Origin of the sequence: Streptomyces xylophagus (genome assembly GCF_000716435.1) — a bacterium.
In the GTDB taxonomy this organism is placed as follows: domain Bacteria; phylum Actinomycetota; class Actinomycetes; order Streptomycetales; family Streptomycetaceae; genus Streptomyces; species Streptomyces xylophagus.
In genome coordinates this window covers 32575-53041 of record NZ_JNWO01000002.1, presented here as the reverse complement: position 1 = coordinate 53041, position 20467 = coordinate 32575, and the positions used below count along the sequence as shown (strand labels likewise).

Below are 20467 nucleotides of genomic sequence, written 5' to 3'. Positions count from 1 at the left end.
CACTTCGCCGACCACCCCCCTCGGACGGTCGGCGAAGTGCCTGCCGCCGAGTCACGCCGACGGCACCGGCTCCGGCGGCGTGAGGCCGAACTTCCCTGCCGCCTCGGTCAGTTCACGCCACACCTTCGGCGCCACGGGGATGCCCTTCGCACCGCGCCCTTCGGCGACCGCGGCGCTGCGCTCGCCCGGGTAGAAGACTCCCTCTGCGCCATCCGCCGGCGGCAGCTGCTTGAGGGTGGCCAGCGTTTCGTCGACCGCCGCGGTGAAGGCGGCCGGGTCACCGAAGGCCGCCGGGTCCAACGCGATGAGCAGCGCGTTCTGACGGTGCTTGCGGCCCTGCGGGTCGTCCGAGTGGAACGCGGCGAAGATCGGCGCGCCGACGAGCACGCTGGTCAGCAGCTCGAAGGCGAGGGACATCCCGGATCCCTTGGCGCCGCCCAACGGCAGTGGCATGACGGCCAGTTCGGGGTCGGTGGTCGGGGTGCCGTCCGCGGTGGCCGCCGCGCCCTCGGGCAGCGGGGTACCGCTCGCCTTCGCCTGGCGGATCTTGCCCAGCGCGATGGTCGCGGTGGCCATGTCGAGCAACAGCGGGGCGTGGGACTCCGCCGGTACGGCGATGGCGAGCGGGCTGGTGGCCACGGCGGCGCCCTTGACTCCGGTGTAGCCCATGTTGGGCATCCCGGAGACATAGCCGATGCCGACGAGGCCCTGCTCGGCGATCTTCGACACGTAGTAGCCGATGGCCCCGGTGTGGACCGTACGGCGGACCCCGACGGCAGCAACTCCGCTGATCCGAGCCCGGGTTACCGCCTCCTCAGCGGCGGCGCTGAGAGCGACCGGGCCAGGGGCACGGTCGGCATCCAGCACGGCGGCGGCCGGAGTGGTGGACTCGATCCTGATGTCGGCGTCGGCGTTGGCCAGGCCCTTGGCGAGGAGTTCCAGGTAGGCGGGGACGCGGGCGATGCCGTGCGAGTCGACGCCCCGCAGCGCGGCCCACACGAACACGTCGGCGGTGGTGCGCGCCCGCTCGGCGTTCAGACCGCCCTTCTCCAGGAGCGCGGCGGAGAAGGTGCGCAGGTCGTCGGCGGCGACAAGGACCTTGCCCGGCTTGGGCGTTGCGATGTCGGACATGGTGGCGGGTGCCTTCCTGGTTCAGCGGGTGACGAGTACGTCGACGACGGCGGTGGTGCCCTCCGCCACGGCCTTGAGCGCACGCTCCAGCGCGGGCGCGAGAGCCTCGGGTGCGTCGACCGTCTCGGTGTGCATCCCGAACGGCTCGGCGAACGCGGCGAGTCGGGGCAGCCGGCGCAGATCGGTGCCGAGCCACTCCCCCGTGTCGGCGGCGGCGCCCTCGGGGTAGAACCTGCGGTGGTTGAGGTTCATCGACTTGTAGACGCGGTTGTTGAACACCACGATCAGCAAAGGGAGTTCGTAGGCATTCGAGGCGTCGTACGACTGGATGACCGGGTTGTAGGTGAACGCGCCGTCCCCGATGGTGAGCACCACCGGGCGTTCCCTCGCGGCGAGTTTGACGCCGAGGGCGACCGCGATGCCCTGGCCGAGGCCGCCCTGGACGTAGAAGTACGAGTCGGGGTCGGCCGTTTGGACGTGGCGCTTGACGACGCGGCTGTGGGTGATGGTCTCGTCGACGACGATCGCGTCCCTGCCGTCGAGCAGCTTGCGCAGCGTGGCGGCGACGAGAACCGGGTCGATGCCCTCGGCGCCTTCGGCCTTCGTCTCGGCCTGGGTGATCGCCGTCTGCTCGGCCGCGAAGCGAGCCTCCTGTGCGGCCCTGCGCTCCGCCACAGTCGTCTCGTCGAGATCCTTCGCCCGCTTGGCCAGCTGCCGCAGCGTGTTGGTGACGTTCCCTTCCAAGTACTTGTCGGCGAACAGGACTTGGTAGACGACGTGCGGGCGCTGCGGCACCTCGTCGATGACGACGACGGTCGCCTTGCAGGGGCGGCGCGACGGCGGGTAGAAGGGTGCGCGGCAGTTGACGAGGAGGATCAGGTCCGCCTCGTCCATCCACGGGCCGATGTCACTGCCGGCGTGCAGCGGGTGGGTGCGCGGGAAGTTGCCGCAGACCGCCGAGTCGGGCTCGACGACCGGGATGTTCCACGCCTCGGCGAAGGCGACGAGGGCCTCGAAGCCGCCCGCCTCACGGCCCGCCGTCTCCGTGACGATGACGGGGTTGGACGCCTCCCGGATCAACTGGGCTACCGGGTCCACCTCTTCGGGCGAGCTGTGCGTGGAGCCCGGGGCCACGATCGGCTTGGCCTCTCGCCCGTCCCACTCCTCAAGCAGGATCTCCAGGGGGACGTTGAGGTACGCCGGTCCCGCCGGGGCCCGCCACGCCAGTTCCGCCGCGCGCGTCACCATCGTAGGAAGGGTGTGGACGCTGGCGGCCTCGTTGGACCACTTGGTGAAGGGCTGTGCGATCTGGTGCGGGCCGCCGACGATGGAGAGGTTGCGATACCACTGGCCGCCCGGGTCCTGGCCGGGGCCGTCGCCGTACGTGGTGGACTCCGAGGAGCTGACCACCATCGGGACGCCCGCGAGCAGCGCCCCGTGCACGGCCATCGAGCCCTGGAGCAGACCGGGCGCCGCATGCAGGAGAACGCCCTGCGGCCGGCGCTTGATGAGGCCGTAGCCGGTGGCCATGCCGACGGCGACGGTCTCGTGGGTCAGGTCCAGGTACTGCGGGCAGGGCAGTCCGTCGCGGTGCCGGCGGGCCAGGGACTCCCAGACCGGGGCCCACTCGGAGCCCGAGGAGCAGAAGATGTAGTCGGCGCCGACGGCGTTGAAGGCGGTAACGAGAGCATCGCCGCCGTCGGCGCCCGGGGAGTTGGTGGTGTCGGTCATCTCTCGTGTTTCCTCAGCCCTCGATCGGCCAGTTCAGGACCTCGGAGATACCGCGGCCCATGATCCATTCAAGCTCCTCGGGCGTGAAGTCCCAGTGCTTGGTGAACTGCTCGATCGTGTCGGTGTACGTGATGCCGTGCCCGAGCAGCCGGGTGATGTCGGTGCCGTAGAAGCAGCGCTGCGGGCCCATCTTGTCGACCATCTCGCGGACGTACTTCTGGATGTTGTTGTTCGGGAACGGCTGCGTGGAGTAGCCCGGGAGCGCCGAGAGCTTCACGTAGATGTTCGGGTGGGCGGCGAGGTCGGCGGTCTCCGAGACCCAGTAGCCGATCGCGTCGTCGACGCAGCGGGCCATGATGCCCATGTGGTCGATGATGATCTTCAGCTCGGGGTGCTTGGCGGCGATCTCGCCCAACTCCCGCTTCCAGATGGGCGCGTGGACCATCGTCGGGACGCGCAGTTCCTCGGCGATCGGCCAGTACCAGTCGTTGGTGCCGTCGATCATCCAGTTGCGGTCCTGCGGCCGGTGGAAGGTCAGGCGCGTGCCCTTCACATGCGGGTTCTGCGCGAAGTCGGCCAGCATCGCCTTGCCCTCTTCGGGCTTGTTCTGCGGGATACGCGCCATGATCCCGAAACGGTCCGGGTACGCCTCGCAGGCCTCCAGGGCGTAGTCGATACGGTCGCCCTCCCAGGACGGCGGCAGGATCAGGGCCCGGTTCACGCCGGCCTCGTCCATCAGCTCCAGGGCCTCCTCGTAGGAGAAGGGGTCCTCGCGGTGTCCGTTGAGGCGGATGCGCTCCCGCGCGCCCGGGACCCAGGGGCGGTCCGGGGTCTCTTCCTTCCAGATGTGGATCTGCGTGTCGACAACGAACATGTCCTGAGCTCTTTCTCTCGAAGGTCCATCGAAGGTCTTTGAAAGGTCGTGGGAAGCGGATCGTGAGGCGGTGTTGACGGAAGGAACGCTAGGCGGGTCGCGAGGCCTTGCGGAGCCCTGGGAGTGCAAGCAGTAGTTGCGCGAAACACCGCTGTACGCAGGGCATTCTCAGTGTGCGGACGGAGTGTCGAACACCGCGCCGACGATGTGCTCGGCGATCGCCATGGAGGCCGTGGCGGCCGGCGAGGGCGCGTTGCGGACGGCTGTGATCCGGCCCACCTGATGGATGCGGAAGTCGTCCACGAGCGTGCCGTCGGGGTCCAGCGCCTGCGCCCGGACGCCCGCTCCGCCGCGTACGACGTCGGAGACGCCGACTCCGGGGACGTAGAGCTTCGCGTCCTTCATGAAGGCCGTCGCGGAGAGCGAGCCGCGGTACTCCTTGATGCCTGTCCGCCAGTGCTGGGCGGCCATCCGCCAGGACCCGGGGTACGCGGCGAGTCCGGCGAGGTCCTTCAGTGAGAAGCGGCTGAGCTTGTACCCCTCCCTGGCGAGGGCCAGGACGGCGTTCGGGCCGACCTCGACACTGCCGTCGACACGCGGGGTGAAGTGCACGCCGAGGAAGGGGTAACGGGGGTCCGGCACCGGGTAGATGAGCCCGCGCACCAGGTGCGTGCGCTCGGGTCTGAGGAGCATGTACTCGCCCCGGAACGGGATGATCTTCGGTTCCCTCTTGTCCTGCGCGAGCTTCGCCACGGCGTCCGAGTGCAGGCCCGCACAGAGGATCAGCCGGTCGACGCGGACGCGTTCCTGTCCCGACGCGACCTCGATGGCGCCCGGCACGGTGGTGATGGACGTGACCGGGAAACCGAGCCGAACCTCTCCCCCGGACGCCTCGATGTCCTTGGCGAACTCGCGGGCGATCGCCGGGTAGTCGGTGATCGCGGTGCGCGGGGAGTGCAGGGCCGCGATGCCTCCCGCGTGGGGCTCCAGCTCCTTGATCTCCTCCTGGGAGATCTTGCGGAGTTCGGGCACGTGGTTGTTCCTGGCCCGCTCGTAGAGGTTCTCCATCCGGCCCAACTCGTCCTGGCGTACGGCCACTACGAGCTTGCCGATCTCGTCGTACGGCAGCCCGCGGTCCTGGCAGTACTCGCGCAGGATCGATACGCCCCGGACGCACAGGTCGGCCTTGAGGCTGCCCGGCGCGTAGTAGATGCCGGCGTGCACGACGCCGGAGTTGTGGCCGGTCTGGTGGACGGCGACCTCGTGTTCCTTCTCCAGGACCACGACCCGGGTGCCGGGGCGGCGCAGGGCGATCTCGCGGGCGGTGGCCAGGCCCACGATGCCGGCGCCGACGATGCCGATCGTCTCGTCAGCCATCGGCATCCTCCTCTCTCTGTCCTACGGCTTGCTCAGGCGCCGATGTGGATGGCGACGGTCTTGACCCGGGTGGAGAAGCGCAGGACTTCGTCGCCCTGCTCCTTGTAACCGGTGCCGGAGTCGTGGAATCCGCCGAAGGGCAGGTGGACGTCCCAGCCGGGAGTGGTCGCGTTGACCGCGATCTGCCCGCACTCGGCCTCGTCCGCGAAGCGGAGCGCGGAGGCGAGGTCGCGGGTGAAGACGGCGGCGGCGAGCCCGAAGTCGGAGTCGTTGACGGCCTCGACGGCCTGCGTAAAGTCTTCTACGGCGCGGATCGCGAGCACCGGGCCGAAGACCTCCTCGCGCCAGATCGACGTCTCGGGCGTGATGCCGGCGAGCACGGTCGGCTGGACGAAGCAGCCGTGCGCGTGGTCGCCCTCGGTGTCCGCCCGGCCGCCGGTGAGGACGGTGGCGCCTTGCTCGACGGCCCCTTCGATGTGGGCGAGCACGCTGTCGCGCTGCTTCGGGCTGGACAACGGGCACAGGGTGGTCGTCGGGTCACTGCCCGGGCCGACCTTCAGCGCCTCGACCTCGGCGACCAGGAGGCGGGTGAACTCTTCGTACACCGGCTGTTCTACGACGACACGGCTGGTGGCGGTGCAGCGCTGGCCGGCCTGTCCGAAGGAGGCGGCTACGACGGTCTTCGCGGCGAACGGCAGGTCGGCGTCCTTGAGCACGACGGAGGCGTTCTTGCCGCCGAGTTCGCCCTGGAAGCGGACGTTGCGGTCGGCGAGGCGGCGGCGGATGCGGTTGCCGACCTCGTTGGAGCCGGTGAAGGTGATGCCGACGATGCGCGGGTCGTCGAGGAGCGCCTCCTCGATCTCGGCGGTGCGGCCCGTCACCACGTTGAGGACACCGGCGGGGAGGCCGGCGTCGTGCAGGGCGCGGGCGAAGTGCAGGCCCGACAACGGTGTCTCGGTGGCCGGCTTGAACACGGCCGCGTTGCCGGTGGCCAGCAGCGGGGCGAGCTTGCGGGCCGGGGTGATCAGCGGGTCGTTCCAGGGGCTGATCACGAGGATCACGCCGATCGGTTCGCGCTGGGTGTGCACGCGGGTGTGCGGGCGGGCGTCGTGCAGGAGGGTGCCGTAGCCCTGGCGGGCCAGGCCCGCGTAGTAGTCGAGGAAGTCGGCGGCCTTGAGGGTCTCGCCGCGGGCCTCGGCGCCGGTCTTGCCGTTCTCGGCGGTGACGTCGGCGGCGATCTCGTCGACACGGTCGCGGATCAGTCGGGCCGCCTCGGTGAAGACGCGGGCTCGTTCGAAGGGGCTGGTGCGCTTCCATACGGCGAAGCCGCGCTCGGCGTGGTCGTAGGCGCGGGTGACGTCCTTGGCGGCGAGGGCGGGGATGCGCGCGAGGGGGGTGCGGACGTCGGCGGGGTTCTGTACCTCGATCCACTCGCCGGTCGCCACCCACTCTCCACCGGAGAGGGTTTCCAGGCTTCGCATGAAGATCACTTCCTTCGTCCGCCGCGGTGCGGGTCCGCGGTCTGCACAGTCAGCGGCCACAGTGGGCCGGATGCGACAACACACCATGTGGGGGCGGTGCCACCAGTCCCGCAGAGGCAGGCATTGCTTGCGCCGCGCGCAGGTCGGCGGAGGGTTGATCCGTGCTGGAATCGGCAGGCCGGACGGCATGCGCCGGCCCGCCGGGAGCCGAGAATCCACTGAGGATTCGATCGAAGATCCGTTGAGGAGAGACACGACATGGCCTACGCAGTCATCGCCCACTACTTCTGCGAGCCCGCCGACGAGGCCACGGTGCGCGCCGCGTTGCTGAAGGTGCGCGAGCACACCCGTGCCGAGCCGGGGAACCTGGCGTACGAGGTGCACGCCGAGGCGGACGCACCGGGCAGTTTCGTGCTGTACGAGCAGTACGCCGACCGGGCCGGTTTCGACGCGCACAAGGCGGCCGAGCACTTCGACGAGCTGATCGTGCAGGCGATTTGGCCGCTGCTGACCGACCGCAAGGTGACCTTCGCCGAGGTGCTCTGAGACACCCCTGCCGGGAAGCGCTGGGACGCGCTTCCCGGCTCGTGCGTCAGAACTCGTTGCCCCACACGTACCGTGCCACCGTCTCCACCAGCTCGATCTTCCGGCGCTGTTCCTCGGTGGTCAGCAACGGCCGGCTCGCCACGTCGGCGAAGCCCCGGGACGGCGCTACGGCCCCGTCCTCCAGGTCCTTGAACTCGCCCACCGCGTCGAGCCTCGCCATCACCGTGTCGATGCCCTCCAGCGCGGGCACGGTCGCGTCGACGACACCCAGGCAGAAGTCCCGGTCCTCCGGCAAGGCCTTGACCAGGGCAAGTTCGGCCGGGGTGCCCTGGTCGAAGGGGAGGATCCAGCGGTCGGCGCCGATCGCGCCGTAGAGCTGCTCGGCACGGGACAGGTCCACCGCGGCCGGGGCGATCGGGCCGGGGGCCACGCCGATCCGTACGCCCTCGGGGCGCTCGTCCAGGCGTACCGCCAGGGCGTCGACGGCTAGGGCGTCCGCGAAGGAGAGCGCGCCGGAGTCGGCCGGGTCGGTGCCCAACTGGCGGAGCAGGAGTGGGTTGTTGAGCTGGATCAGGCGGACGCCCTTGGAGACCAGCAGCTCTATCTCGGCGAGGACGATCTCCGCGAGGGCCTCCCCCAACTCCCGTGCGGAGGAGGGGCCCAGGCCCGGTTGGAAGGTGGTGGCCGCGAGGTACGCAGGCGAGGGCAGCGAGGCCTTCGGGGCGATCACCGTCAGCTCGGTGAGGCGTGCCGCCCAGTCCGCGAGCAGCGGGCCGTTGGCCTTCGGGAGGGACTCCGCGACCCAGCGGACCAGGCCGTCGGTGTCGGTCTCGTCCGTCCGCCGGAAACCTGATACTCCGTCAAACACCGCGCTGCGGAAGTCTTCTCGGGGGAAGTCGCCGTCGGTGACGACGGTGGAGCGCAGCTTGCGCTGGAAGACGACCGCGTCCCTGACGGCCTGGAGTTCCGCCTCCTTCAGCGCCTCGGGGTCGCCGGCCGCGCGTGCCGCGGTGAGTTCAGCGGGGCGGACCAGGCTGCCCTGGTGGTCGATGCGGTAGTTGAACGTATCCGCCATGGCTCATGCGTCCTTTCCGGGCGAGGACGGTGCGGGCTTTCCCGCAACTCCCCAGGCGGCGAACTCCAGTTCGTAGCCGAGGGAGGCGAGAACCTCCTCGGCGATCTGCTGGTCCTCGTCCGCGGTGCCGCCCGCGATGCCGAGGCCGCCGATGATCTCGCCGTCCTTCTTGATGGTGAGGCTGCCCTCGGTGGCCATGATCGGCATGGCGGCGCCGGGGAGTTGGGAGAGCTGGGAGAAGAAGACGGGCTGGCTCTCCTGCCACTTCTTCAGCATCTTGCCGGGCCGCTGCATGATGGCCGCCGTGTACGCCTTGGCGCGGGCGATGTCCGGGGTGAGCGGGCGGGCGCCGTCCGGGCGGCGGATGGCGATGGGGAAGCCGCCGGCGTCCACGACGGCGACGCTCACCGCCTTCCCGATGGCCTGGGCGCGTTTGTGGGCGGCGTCGATGATCTCCTCGGCGGCGTCCAGGGTGAGGCTGCTCATGCTGCTTCCTTCGGTGCGGTGAGGGTGCGGCGCAGGTGGGCGACGGCGGCGTTGTACGCGGCGGGCGTCTCCCAGTACATGGAGTGCGGGGCGTCCGGGACGATCTCCAGGTGCGAGCCGGGCAGCAGTTCGTGGGCGCGGGTCACGGTCTTCACGCTGAGCACCGCGTCCTTCTCGCCCGCGAGGAAGGCGACCTTGACGCCCGAGGCCCGAATGTCGTCCAGGGAGGGGCCGTTGGTGTCGAGGTTCCGCAGATCCTGCATCTTGGCGACGTTGAACGTGCCCATCTGCTGGAACAGGAAGGTGAGGTCGGCCCGCTCCTCCTGGAACCGCTTCGTCAACAGGCGGTCGATGACCGGCAGTTTGACGGCTTCGGCCCGGTCGGCGGCGGCCAGTTCCTTCAGCTCGGGGTGGCTGATGCCGCCCAGCGAGTGACCGAGCACGACGGAGCCGACCCGCTCAGGCCGCAGCAGTCCGGCGCGCAGGGCGGCGACCGAGCCGATGGACTGGCCGACGAGCATGGCGTCGGTCAGGTCTTCTTGGTCAAGTACGGCGACGACGTCGCCAGGGAAGTCCTGCCCGTCGAACTCGGGCATGGACGAGTCGGACTTGCCGAAGCCGCGCAGGTCCACGGTGACGACCGTGAACTCCTCGCGCAGTGCGGCCACTTGCTGCCACCAGGCGGCGTGGTGACCGCCGCTGCCGTGCACGAACAGGATCGCCGGACCACTGCCGTGGCGCTCGTAGTAGATGGAGGTGCCGTCGGAGTCGGCGAGGGGCATGGGGGTGAACTCCTGTACGCGGGGGATCAGTTGGGGCGGCGACCATGGAAGACGAGCTCGATCATGGTGTGGTCGGGGTCGTGGATGTAGCAGAACTTCGACTGGTTCTCGGGCCGTTCGATCGGCCGGGTGTGGCGGATGCCCAGGTCCGTGATGTGGGCGAGGAACTCGTCCCAGTCGTCGACCTCGACGGCGAAGTGATAGGGCGCCATGCGCTCCATCTCCTCGACCGGCGTGAAGTGGAGGTCGAAGTTGCCGCGGGTCATCAGCACCACACGGGAGTTGGACTTGGGCATGATCCGCTTCATCCCGAAGACCTTCGTGTACCACTCGGCGGTCCGGTCGGGGTCGGTGGTGGGGAAGTTGACGTGGTGGATGTAGCGGGGTGCGCTGCTCATGACGGATTCCCTTCGCTGTGTACGGGGTTGGACAGGACGCCGATGCCGCTGATCTCGATGTCCACGGTGTCCCCGGGTTCGAGTTGGCAGGTGGACTCGGCGCCCATCCACAGCACGTCCCCCGCGTGCATGGTGATGTGCTTGGTGAGCTCGACGATGTGGTCGAACGGGTCGAAGACCATGTCGCCGGTGGCGAACGAGGCGCGAACTTCCCCGTTCACACGGAGAGTTGTGGTTTGCGCGAGGGCATCGACGTCCGTCTCTATCCACGGCCCCATCGGCTTGAACGTGTCGCTGTTCTTGCTGCGCCAGAAGGAACGGTCCTGGTGCTGCCAAGTGCGGGCGCTGACGTCGTTGCCGATGGTCCAGCCGAAGACCGACTTACGTGCTTCGTCGTAGGTCGCGTGACGCAGGGTGCGGCCGATGACGGCGACGAGTTCCGGCTCGGCCTCGAAGCGGCCCTCGACCTCGACCGGCTTGACGATGGGTGAACGGTGGCCGGTGAGCGCGTTGTTGGCGCGGTAGCCGACCTCGGGTCGGTCCGGGGTCTCCGCGCCGGCGTGCGCGATGTGGCGCGGGTAGTTCATGCCGACCGCGTAGAACACGGGCGGGACGACGACAGGCAGCCACTGGGCGTCGGCGATCGACACCGAGCCGATGACAGACGGATCGCCTTCCAAAGGGGACTCCGACAGCAGCTCGATGTCCTCCTCCCCCACGCGGCCCCAGACCGCTCGGCCGCCGACCGCAACACGCGTGTACCTCATGGCGGTTCAGCCCGCCAGCAGGTGGGAGACGCGCTTGGTGATGAGGTAGGCGTCGAGGGCCTCGGGGCCGCCCTCCCTGCCGTAGCCGCTCTCCTTCACGCCACCGGAGGGGGCCTCGGCGACGGAGCCACCGCAGTGGTTGATGGAGAGGATGCCGGCCTCCAGCGCGTCCGAGAGTTTCTCGGCGGTGGCGGCCGACTCGGTGAATCCGTAGGCGGCTAGGCCGTAGGGCAGGGCATTGGCGAGCGCCAGGGTCTCGTCCAGGTCGGTGAACGGGACGATCGGCGCGAGCGGGCCGAAGGGCTCCTCGTGCATCAGCTGCGCGTCCGCCGGTACGTCGGTGAGGACAGTCGGGGCGTAGAAGTAGCCGTCGCGCTCCAGGCGTTGACCGCCGGTGAGCACCTTGGCACCTCGCTCTACGGCATCTGATACCAGGTTCTCCACGGCCTGCAGTCGGCGCTCGTTGGCCAGTGGGCCCATGGTGGTGTCGGCGTCGAGGCCGTCTCCCACGGTGACTTGCTGAGCGGCCTTCACGAACTCGGCGGTGAATTCGTCGACGATGCTCTCGTGGACGAAGAAGCGGCTCGGCGAGGTGCACACCTGGCCGGCGTTGAAGAACTTCGCCTGTGCCGCCTTGCGGGCGGACTTCAGCGGGTCGGCGTCGGCGCACACGATGACCGGGGCGTGGCCGCCGAGTTCCATCAGGGTGGGCTTCATGACCTCACCGGCCTGGGCCGCGAGGAGCTTGCCGACCGGGACCGAGCCGGTGAAGGCGACCAGGCGGATCTGCGGCGAGGGGATCAAGTGGGCGGAGACTTCGGCCGGTTCGCCGAAGACGAGGTTGAGGACACCGGCCGGGAGTCCGGCGTCGGCGTAGCAGGCGACCAACGCGGCGGCCGTACCCGGGGTCTCCTCGGACGCCTTGATGACGATGGAGCATCCGGCGGACAGGGCGGAGGAGAGCTTGCGGTTGGGGCCGCCGACGGGGAAGTTCCACGGCACGAACGCGGCCACGGGGCCCACAGGTTCGCGGCGGACGGTGAGGACGGTGCCGGGTGCGGACGGGATGATCCGGCCGTAGGCGCGGCGGGCGTCCTCGATGTGCCAGCGCAGGGTGTCGGCGGTGCGCAGGGCCTCGGTGGTGCCCTCGCGGAGGGGCTTGCCCTGTTCCTGGGCCATGATCCGGCCGATCTCGGGGGCGCGCTCGGTGATCAGGTCGGCGGCGGCGTGCAGGATCGCGGACCGCTTGGCTATGGGGGTGGCGCGCCAAGTGCGGAAGCCCTCGGTGGCCGCGTCCAGGGCTCGGTCGAGGTCGGCGGTGGTCGCGAGGGGTACTTCGCCGATCACCTTCTCGGTGGCCGGGTTCACGATCGGGGCGGTCCGTCCGGTGCCGCCCTGGCACCACTCGCCCGCGATGTACATGCGGACGGCGGGGTAGCCGTGGTCGGAGGTCATGAGTGGGTGCCCTCTCAGGCTGGGGTGGAGAGTCAGTTGGCGGGGGCGTCCTGCTGGTCGCGGTTGGAGCGAAGGGCCCAGATGTGGTGGGGCGGGGTGGTCTCGTGGACGCGGGTCTCGTACGTGTCGTCGACGCGGTCCATGTCCGCCGCGTACTCGACACGGCCCCCGCACGGGGCGTGGACGAACCGGAAGACGTTCGAACCGACCGTGTGGCGGCCGAGCTTGCGGGCCTCCCGCCAGCCGCGCTCGATCATGTAGTTGCCGCCCTCGATGACGTCGTCGAAGCCGGGGACCTCGTAGGCGATGTGGTTGACGCCGGCGCGGTCGGGGCGGTGGCACAGCAGCATGGTGTGCTGGTCGTCGTCGCCCGGTGCCTGCATGAATACGCCCATCGGTTCGACGACGTCGGTGGGCCGGAAGCCGAGCCGATCCGTGTAGAACGCGACGGCCTCCTCGCGCCCGTCCTTGACGATGTTCAGCGCGACATGGCACATGCGCAGCGGGAAGGCCCGGGTGAGCGGTTCCAGCGGGGTGTTCCAACGGTCGACGCTGCCCAGCGCGTTGGCGGGGCGGGGGGTGACGTCGGCGTCCTTGGGGCGGGCCAGGGTGAGTCCGACGCCGAAGCCGCTCTCGTCGACGGTGTGGAAGACACCGTCGGCGCTCTCGTGGACCTTGCGGTCACGGCCGGCCGCGGTGACGAGCCTTGCCAGTTCCTCGGTGGTGTCGACGCCCCAGACGATCTCGCGGATGGTGGGGCCGGCCTCCAAGGGCGGCGGCAGCAGCGAACCGGGGACGGTGTCCAGGTGAAGCGTCTGTCCGGTCAAGGTCTCGAAGACCGCGTGCTCGTCGGTCCGCTCCAGCAGGAACAGCCCGAAGTCCTCGAAGAAACGGACACATTCGTCTACGTCGTCGATGCCATAGGTGACTGATTCGATTCTCTGGATTCCCATGGATGCCTCGTTTCGCGGGTCGCCCGGCGAGCCTAGATTTCAGGGCGTGAAGGCCTCAATGGTCCGGGCTCGTCTGAATTCGCAATCGTTTCTTGCAGCTACGCGCGGATGGCCGGAATGGGATTCTGTGAGAACCACTCGGAGAGGAAGTCCAGGAACACGCTGACCTTGCGGGGAGTGGCCTGGCCGGGGCCGTAGATCGCGAAGAGCGGGCGGTCGGGTACGGCGAGTTCGGGGAGCAGGACCTTGAGGGCGCCGGAGAGCAGGTCGTCGTAGGCGGGGCGCTGCGGGAGCAGGGCGATGCCGCGGCCGTGGACGGCGGCCTTCTGGAGGGCGAGGTAGGAGTTGGAGGAGAACGCCACGTTGCGGATCTTGTGCAGGGTGGAGGCGTGGCCGTGGCCGATGCGCCAGACCGGGTCGTTGACGTGGACGAGGCAGTCGTGGTGGGCGAGGCCGTTCGGTTCGGTGAGGGGGCCGCCGCGCTCCAGGTACTTCTCGGAGGCGCACAGCACGAAGGGCAGCGAGGCGATCTTCTTCAGCCGGACGCTGGAGTCCCGCAGGTCCCTCGTGTGAAAGGCGACATCGAAGCCGCTGTCCAGGAAGTCGTACGTACGGTCGGACATGCCGCCCAGTTCGAAGCGGACGTGGATCTTGGGGTGGGCGGCGGAGAAGGCGGCGATCGCGTCTCCGAGGTCCAGGCTGCCTATCCACTTGGGGCAGATGATGCTGAGCGAGCCCTCGGCGCGGTCGTGGAGGTGCGAGATGACGGCGTCCTCGGCCTCGATCTCGTCGAGGATGCGGGCCGCGAACTCGGCGTACTTCAGCCCCGGTTCGGTGAGGCTCACCGAGCGGGCGGTGCGGTTGACGAGGCGGACGCCGACCTGTCGCTCCAGCTCGGCGACGTGGCGCGACACCAGCGAGCCGGACGAGCCCAGCTTCTTCGCCGCGCCGCTGAAGCTCCCGGTCTGTGCGACGGTGACGAAGCTGTGCATGAGGAGCAGTCGATCCATGATTCCTCCGGAGGCCCACGTGTGCCAGGGGTGGGCCCCGGCGGCGGTGCCGGTCATTCCTAGGGATCCGGTCGGATCCGGAATGTCCCCATAGCGGCTCTATCAGGACATTCGCGCGACGCGCCGGACGGGCGGCTCAGGACAGTCGGGGGCAGGCACGCTGCCCGCGCGGCTGTGCTACTTGGGGCAGTACTGGGGTGCCTTGCTCAGGTTGTCCTTGGTGACCAACAAAAGAGGAATGTTGGCAATCTTGTCAACCTTCTTCTTGGCCAGGAGTCCGACGGCGTTCTTGACCGCGGTCTGCCCGATCGACATGGCCGAGTTCGCGACGGTGGCGGAGAGCCGGCCGTCCTTGACGGCGGCCAGGCCCTCGTCCGTGCCGTTGGCGGTCACGATCTTCACGTCCTTCTTGCCGGCCGCGTCGAACGCCTTGCGGGCGGCCAGCGCCATGTCCTCGGAGGCGACGAACGCGTACTGCAGGTCGGGGTGGGCCTGGATCATGTTCTCGGCCACGTCCTGCGCCTTCACCGGATTGAACATGCCCGGCTGGTTCGCGACCACCTTGGCGGTGCTCGGCAGCGCCTTCGTGAAGCCGCCCACCATCAGGTCGGAGGCGGCACCGGGCGCCCCCGCGATCACGCCGACCTGGACGCTCTTGCCGCCCGCGTCCTGCGCGATCCAGCCCGCGTCCAGGGCACCGAGCTTCCCCAGGTCGACCACGGCCGCGCCGAGAATGTCGTTCACGTCGCTGGTGGCCACGGACGTCAGATAGATCGGTATGTTCGCGGCCTTCGCCTTGGCGATGTCGCCCTTCAGCGCGTCCACATTGACCGTCTGCACGATCAGCGCGCTCACACTGCGCGAGGTCATGTCCTCGATGTTGGACAGCTCGGTGGTGGAATTCTGGTGCGAGTTGGCGGTGAAGATCTTGGCGTTCTCCGTCTTCGCCGTCTGCTCGACCGCTTTCTGGAGACAGCTGTGGAACTCGGTGTCACCCCCGTTGACGAATCCGAGGGTGACATCGCCGGAACTCCCGCTGTCGTCACCGCTGCCGCAGCCGCTCAGTACGAGACTGCTGCCGGCGAACGCGGCGAGCACGGTTCTGCGGGAACGGACCGAAATTCTCATGGTGAACCGCCATTCGAAGGTGGAGTGAGCAGGGCTCAAGGAGGGAGTGGGCAGGGCCGGTCAATGACGTGCGGAACGTGCCTTGTGCATCTCGTTGGCGATGGCCGCGATGAGCAGCACTCCACCGACGGAGACCGACTGGTAGTTGCTGGAGACCTGGAGCAGGTTCAGCGCGTTGGCGACGACTCCGAGAAGCACCACCCCGAGCGCGGTGCCTACGACGGTCCCGTAGCCGCCGGCCAGTGCGGTGCCGCCGATGACGACCGCGGCGACGGCCTGGAGCTGGAGGGAGAGTCCGCCGGTGCCGGGGCTGCTGCCGCTGAGCCGGGACAGCAGCATCAGGCCGGCGAGGCCCGACAGGGCGCCGGTGAGGGCGTACAGGGAGAGCTTGCGGGCGGTGACGTTGATGCCGCTGAGGCGGGCGACGTGCTCGTTGCCGCCGATGGCGAAGGCGTCGCGGCCGAACACGGTGAACCGCATGACCAGGGCGGTCGCCACCAGCACGAGGATCGCCACGACCAGCAGGTACGGCACCCCGAGGATCTTGTTGTTGCCGAAGGCGAACATCTTGGTGCCGATGGACACGCTGACGCTGTCGAGCACGAGCAGGGCGACACCGTCCAGGAGGGTGGCGGTCGCCAGGGTCGCGACGAACGGGGCGACGTTCGTGAACGTCACGACCACCCCGTTGACCAGTCCGATCAGCGTGGCCAGCACCAAGGAGACGACGACGGTGAACGCGGTGGAGTGGCCGTGGGCCAGCAGCTGCGCCCCGACCGCGGTGGTCACGGCGACGTTGCTGCCCATGGAGAAGTCCATGCCTCCCGCGGTCATCAGCAGCGTGAGCCCTGCGGCGATCACGGCGAGGACGCTGACCTGGCGCAGGATGTTGATGACGTTCGTGTCGGTGGCGAACGAATCGGTCCGCAGCGAGGTGGCGACGACCACGACGATCAGGACGGCGATGAGCCCGGTGTGCGGGGCGCCGCGCAGCGTGGTCAAAGAGAACCTGGGACGGGTCTGCTCGGGAGGGTCGTCGACGCCGGAAGCATCGGCAAGTGTCTTGACGCTCACTGCGGTTGACCTCCGAGAGCGGTGGCGACGAGTTCGTCGTGGGTGAGGGCGTCGATGTCGTGCTCGGCGACGGTCCGGCCGGCGCTGACGACGACGACCCGGTCGGCGAGGCGCATGACCTCCTCGGCGGACGAGGAGGCGAGCAGTACGGCGACACCGCGCGAGGCGAGGTCGTCGACGAGGGCGTGGATGTCGGCCATGGCGGCGATGTCGACCCCGTTGGTGGGGTCCTCCAGGAAGCAGGCGACCGGCTCGGTCTGGAGCCACTTGGCGAGCAGCACCTTCTGCTGGTTGCCGCCGGACAGCGCGCCCACGGGCGGGTTGCCGGCGAGGGCGACCACGCCGTAGCTGCGGCGCAACGGGGCTGCGCGGCGGGCGAGTTCGGTGCGTCGGTACGTGCGCCGGCGGGCGAAGCGGTCGCCGGCCAGCATCAGGTTCTCGTCCAGGGACAGTTCCGGGACCAGGCCGAGGGCCCGGCGGTCGCCGGTGACGCAGCGCAGACCGCTGGCCAGGGAGGCGTGAACTCGGCCGAAGGCCACCGGAGTTCCGTCCACGGCGAGCCGGCCGGTGTCGGGGCGGCGGCGCCCGGAGAGCAGGTCGAAGAGGCGTGACTGGGCGTCCCCGGCCGGGCCGAGGACGGCGACGATCTCGCCCTTGCGCACGTCGACGGTGAAGTCCCGTACGGCCCGGCCGTCGGTGAGGCCGCGTACGGTGAGCCCGATCTCGTCCTTGGGGGCGGGCCGTTGGGAACGCTGGGACACAACATCCCTGCCCACCATGCTCCGTACGAGACCAGCGGCGTCGAACTCGGCGGCGGGCGCACTGCGTACGACGGCCCCGTCGCGCAGGACGGTGACGCGGTCGGCGACGGCCAGTACCTCGTCGATGTAGTGCGAGATGTAGACGACGGCCACGCCCTCGTCGCGCAGGGTGCGTACCAACTCCCGTATCTGGTGGGCCGCTTCGGCGCTCAGACAGGCGGTCGGCTCGTCGAGGATCAGGATGCGGCCGCCGCGCCGGACCTCGCGGGCCACCTCGACCATGGTCTGTTCGGCGACGGTGAGCGAGGCCGCGGTCCGCGTCACGTCGATGTCGATGCCGAGGGCTTCAAGTGCCTGACGCGCCTGGGAGTTGACGGCCTTCCAGCGAACGGTACCGGCGCGGGTCGGCAGGTCGCCCAGCATCACGTTCTCGGCGACGGTGAGCCCCATCGCCAGTTCGCGGCGCTGCGGCACCGAGGCGATGCCGAGCCGGCGGGCCTTGCGCACCGTAAGTCCGTGCTGTGCCCGGCCGTTGACCTCGACGGTACCGGCGTCGGACTGATGAACCCCCGAAAGGACCTGTACCAGCGTCGACTTGCCGGCGCCGTTCATGCCCATCAGTGCGTGGACCTCGCCGGGGTACAGGTCGAGGTCCACGCCCTTCAGCGCGGCTGCCCCACCGAAGCTCTTGGTGACGTCCCGGACGCGAAGTACCGCGTCTCCCCCCGGGGTTGTCACGGGCGTGGCTCGGTGCCGTCGGAGCCGTCCGGGGCGATGCGGCCGTAGCCGCGGATATCGGGGAACGGGGGTTCCTTGTCGGCCTGGAGGTCCACCTGGAACGTGTTCAGGCACATGCCGAGCATGGTGAAGTTGCCGAGCGCGCCGATGGTGTCGACGAGGCCCTTGGAACCGAAGTGCTCCAGTGCGGCGGCGAAGGTGGCGTCGGTGACGAAGTGGTCGTCGAGGATCTCGCGGCAGAACTGGTAGAAAACCTGGTCCACTTCGTTGTCGAAGACGGCCTCGCGCTTCTCGGCGATCGCCTTGACCACGGCCTCCGGGATGCCGGCCTCGATCGCCTGGTGCACATGGGCGTTCCAGGAGTACTGCGCGTCCCAGTTGCGGGCGGCCATCAGCAGGGTGAGTTCGCTCAGGTGCTTGGGGAGGCTGCTGTCGAAGCGGGCGAACGCGCCGAGGGATTCGGCCCGTTCGCACATCTCCGGGCTGTGCAGCCAGACCCGGAACGGGCCGCGGACTCCGCCGCGCCGGCCGGCGATGCGGGCGGCCAGTTCCTGCTGGCGCGGGTCCATTTCCTCTTCGGTGAGAACGGGGAGCCTCATGGGCCGATACCTGCCTTTTCTTTCCGGCGCGTTACGTGCACGGATCGTGGAGCCGTGCGATGCGAGCCGACGCTACAGCCGGGTCCGGCAACCTCACCCCTCCGGAAATGCAAGGTAAAGCTGCACGCCAGAGGGCACCCATTCCCCCGCGCGAGGCCTACCGTCGTTCGACGCCGAAGCGTGTAAGTGGAAAGGAACTCCGGATGACCACGATCATCAAGGTCGCGTCCGTGCCCCTGCTCGACCGGGGCGGTGCCGTCGTCACAACACCCCTCGTCACAACACCGTCGGCGGGCGGGGAGAACCGGATCACCAGCGGCATGAGCGTGTATCCGGTGGGCTCCGGGGCGCCGTTGCACTCGCACAACTGCGACGAGCACGTGACGATCCTCGAGGGCGAGGCGGAGGTGTGGGTCGACGGCGAGGTGACGAAGCTGGAGCAGTACGACACCACGTACGTCCCCTCACCGATCCCCCACCTGTTCCGGAACATCGGCGACACCCCGCTGCGCATCCTGTGGGTGTACTCGTCGGGGTACGTGACCCGGACCTTCACGGAGACGGGCAAGACGGTGGAACACCTGTCGGCGGAGGACCAGATGGGCAAGGACTGACCCGCCGCACACGGAGGCGCCCGCGTCTTTCGACGCGGGCGCCTCCGTGTGTCACGTCAGTGGGCGGAGACCAACTCCTGCTCCGCGCCGGTCCGTTCGGCCTGCTTCGAGCTGCGCAGGGCGGCGATCCCGATGAACACCATGGACGACAGACCGGCGATCGCGAAGGACGTGAAGCCCCAGTCGCCGTTGCCGGAGGCGAGCAGCTGGCCGCCGAGCCACGGGCCGAACACGGCGCCGAAGCGGCCCATGCCGGAGGTCCAGCCGACCGCGGTGGCGCGGTTGTCCGGGGTGGAGCGGATGGAGACCGTCGCGTAGATCATCGTCTGGGCGCTGTTGAGGAAGACGCCGGTGAGGAAGACGACCAGCATCGTCACCGCCTGGTCCATGTGGACACCGAGCAGGAAGACGCCCACGGCGGTGAGCGCGAACCAGATCGACGAGATGCGCGGGGCACCGAAGCGGTCGGCGGCACGGCCGGCGGCGAGCATGCCCACGATGCCGCCGAGGTTGAAGACGACGACGAAGGTGAGGGCGTCGGCGAGTGCGTAGCCCTCGGAGCGCATCAGGGTGGGCAGCCAGGTGGCGACGCCGTAGACGAGCAGCAGGCCGCCGAAGGAGGCGAACCAGTACAGCAGGGTCTGGATCCACTGGCCGTCGCTGAAGAGGTTGCGCAGGGCGTCCCAGCGGTCGGCCGCGGTCTTCTTGCCGGTGGCGGTGGGGAGTTCGACCTCGAAGCGCTCGGCGAGGGCGTGGGCTTCGTCGGTGCGGCCCTTGGCGACCAGGAAGCTCAGCGACTCGGGCAGGAACTTCAGCAGCACCGGGACGAAGAGCAGCGGGAGGACACAGACCCAGAAGGCGGCGCGCCAGCCGACCGGGTCCACCAGCCACTTGGCCACGTAGGCGGAGAGGATGCCGCCGGCGTGGTGGGCGGTCATCAGCATGCCGATGGTGAGGGCGGTCCGGCCGCGCGGGGCGTAGTCGGAGACCATGCTGATCGCGGTGGGCAGCAGCCCGCCGAGGCCGACGCCGGCGAGGGTGCGGCCGAGGCCGAAGACCTCGACGCTGCCGGAGACCGCGCAGATCCCGGAGGCCAGCGAGAACAGCGTCACACAGGCGATCATCAGCTGCTTACGGCCGATCCGGTCCGCGACCGTGCCCGCGGTCAGGGCGCCCACCAGCATGCCGAAGGTGGCGTAGCTGCCGAGGTCGCCCGCCTGGTCCGCGGTGAGACCGAAGGTCTTCGTCTCCAGCAGGTGCGGCAGCACCGAGCCGTAGATGAACATGTCGAGGCCGTCGAAGAGCACGGCCAGCCAGCACAGACCGATGACCAGGAGGGCCAGCCGGCTCATACGGGCGGACAGAGCGGGGGACGGGGAGGGGGAGGAAGACATCGTTGGTTACCTCTCGTGCTTGGTGCGCCAGACGCTAAGGAGTCACCCCCCGGATAGTCAACGTTTTTGTCAACAATCTCATCGACAATCGCG

At 69.2% G+C, this 20467-nt stretch carries 20 protein-coding genes; 2 read left to right on the top strand and 18 right to left on the bottom strand.

The window, feature by feature from the left end:
- Nucleotides 1-51: 51 nt before the first annotated feature.
- The 5 genes from OO70_RS03675 to OO70_RS03655 form a co-directional block, all read right to left on the bottom strand.
- A complete protein-coding gene (locus OO70_RS03675) occupies nucleotides 52-1131 on the bottom strand; it encodes an Ldh family oxidoreductase (protein WP_043663895.1) in 1080 nt (359 codons plus the stop codon).
- A 21-nt stretch (nucleotides 1132-1152) separates the two neighbouring features.
- Nucleotides 1153-2862, bottom strand: coding sequence for a thiamine pyrophosphate-dependent enzyme (locus OO70_RS03670; RefSeq protein WP_043663892.1), 1710 nt, complete (start codon nucleotides 2860-2862; stop codon nucleotides 1153-1155).
- 13 nt (nucleotides 2863-2875) lie between these two features.
- A complete protein-coding gene (locus OO70_RS03665) occupies nucleotides 2876-3736 on the bottom strand; it encodes an amidohydrolase family protein (RefSeq protein ID WP_043663890.1) in 861 nt (286 codons plus the stop codon).
- A 168-nt stretch (nucleotides 3737-3904) separates the two neighbouring features.
- Nucleotides 3905-5113 (bottom strand): L-2-hydroxyglutarate oxidase, encoded by a 1209-nt coding sequence (gene lhgO, locus OO70_RS03660; RefSeq protein ID WP_043663887.1) that lies wholly within the window; start codon nucleotides 5111-5113, stop codon nucleotides 3905-3907.
- A gap of 32 nt (nucleotides 5114-5145) precedes the next feature.
- Nucleotides 5146-6594 carry an aldehyde dehydrogenase family protein gene (locus tag OO70_RS03655; protein ID WP_199827245.1) on the bottom strand — a complete coding sequence of 483 codons (1449 nt, stop codon included), beginning with the start codon at nucleotides 6592-6594 and terminating at the stop codon, nucleotides 5146-5148.
- Nucleotides 6595-6852: 258 nt separating this feature from the next.
- Here OO70_RS03655 and OO70_RS03650 point away from each other — a divergent pair, with 258 nt between their 5' ends.
- Nucleotides 6853-7140: a putative quinol monooxygenase gene (locus OO70_RS03650; RefSeq protein WP_043663881.1), complete on the top strand. Its 288-nt coding sequence runs from the start codon at nucleotides 6853-6855 to the stop codon at nucleotides 7138-7140.
- 46 nt (nucleotides 7141-7186) lie between these two features.
- Here the strand turns inward: OO70_RS03650 and OO70_RS03645 are convergent, their stop codons facing one another.
- From OO70_RS03645 to OO70_RS03590, 12 genes are all read right to left on the bottom strand, one after another.
- Complete coding sequence (locus tag OO70_RS03645) at nucleotides 7187-8215, bottom strand: uroporphyrinogen decarboxylase/cobalamine-independent methonine synthase family protein (protein WP_043663878.1); 1029 nt, start codon at nucleotides 8213-8215, stop codon at nucleotides 7187-7189.
- Nucleotides 8216-8218: 3 nt separating this feature from the next.
- On the bottom strand, nucleotides 8219-8701 hold the full coding sequence (locus OO70_RS03640) for a GlcG/HbpS family heme-binding protein (protein WP_043663876.1): 483 nt from the start codon (nucleotides 8699-8701) through the stop codon (nucleotides 8219-8221).
- Nucleotides 8698-9483, bottom strand: a complete 786-nt coding sequence (locus OO70_RS03635) for an alpha/beta fold hydrolase (protein ID WP_043663872.1) — start codon at nucleotides 9481-9483, stop codon at nucleotides 8698-8700. Before OO70_RS03635 ends, OO70_RS03640 begins: the two co-directional genes overlap by 4 nt.
- Nucleotides 9484-9509: 26 nt before the next feature.
- Complete coding sequence (locus OO70_RS03630) at nucleotides 9510-9881, bottom strand: VOC family protein (protein WP_043663869.1); 372 nt, start codon at nucleotides 9879-9881, stop codon at nucleotides 9510-9512.
- Nucleotides 9878-10648, bottom strand: a complete 771-nt coding sequence (locus OO70_RS03625; protein WP_043663866.1) for a fumarylacetoacetate hydrolase family protein — start codon at nucleotides 10646-10648, stop codon at nucleotides 9878-9880. Before OO70_RS03625 ends, OO70_RS03630 begins: the two co-directional genes overlap by 4 nt.
- Nucleotides 10649-10654: 6 nt before the next feature.
- Nucleotides 10655-12103 (bottom strand): NAD-dependent succinate-semialdehyde dehydrogenase, encoded by a 1449-nt coding sequence (locus OO70_RS03620; protein WP_043663863.1) that lies wholly within the window; start codon nucleotides 12101-12103, stop codon nucleotides 10655-10657.
- Nucleotides 12104-12135: 32 nt separating this feature from the next.
- Nucleotides 12136-13056 carry a VOC family protein gene (locus OO70_RS03615; protein WP_043663860.1) on the bottom strand — a complete coding sequence of 307 codons (921 nt, stop codon included), beginning with the start codon at nucleotides 13054-13056 and terminating at the stop codon, nucleotides 12136-12138.
- A 98-nt stretch (nucleotides 13057-13154) separates the two neighbouring features.
- Nucleotides 13155-14066, bottom strand: coding sequence for a LysR family transcriptional regulator (locus OO70_RS03610; RefSeq protein ID WP_043665285.1), 912 nt, complete (start codon nucleotides 14064-14066; stop codon nucleotides 13155-13157).
- Between the two features lie 177 nt (nucleotides 14067-14243).
- Nucleotides 14244-15194: a sugar ABC transporter substrate-binding protein gene (locus OO70_RS03605; RefSeq protein WP_043663857.1), complete on the bottom strand. Its 951-nt coding sequence runs from the start codon at nucleotides 15192-15194 to the stop codon at nucleotides 14244-14246.
- A 60-nt stretch (nucleotides 15195-15254) separates the two neighbouring features.
- Entirely contained in the window at nucleotides 15255-16268 is a 1014-nt protein-coding gene (locus tag OO70_RS03600) for an ABC transporter permease (protein ID WP_051740606.1), read from the bottom strand.
- Nucleotides 16265-17767, bottom strand: a complete 1503-nt coding sequence (locus OO70_RS03595; RefSeq protein ID WP_043663854.1) for a sugar ABC transporter ATP-binding protein — start codon at nucleotides 17765-17767, stop codon at nucleotides 16265-16267. The genes OO70_RS03600 and OO70_RS03595 overlap by 4 nt, the downstream gene beginning before the upstream one ends.
- A complete protein-coding gene (locus tag OO70_RS03590) occupies nucleotides 17764-18336 on the bottom strand; it encodes a carboxymuconolactone decarboxylase family protein (RefSeq protein ID WP_078651235.1) in 573 nt (190 codons plus the stop codon). The genes OO70_RS03595 and OO70_RS03590 overlap by 4 nt, the downstream gene beginning before the upstream one ends.
- A 233-nt stretch (nucleotides 18337-18569) precedes the next feature.
- On the opposite strand from OO70_RS03590, the gene OO70_RS03585 reads away from it, so the two are divergent.
- Nucleotides 18570-18980: a cupin domain-containing protein gene (locus tag OO70_RS03585; RefSeq protein WP_043663847.1), complete on the top strand. Its 411-nt coding sequence runs from the start codon at nucleotides 18570-18572 to the stop codon at nucleotides 18978-18980.
- A 56-nt stretch (nucleotides 18981-19036) separates the two neighbouring features.
- On the opposite strand, the gene OO70_RS03580 is transcribed toward OO70_RS03585, so the two are convergent.
- On the bottom strand, nucleotides 19037-20374 hold the full coding sequence (locus tag OO70_RS03580; protein WP_043663844.1) for an MFS transporter: 1338 nt from the start codon (nucleotides 20372-20374) through the stop codon (nucleotides 19037-19039).
- Nucleotides 20375-20467: the final 93 nt, after the last annotated feature.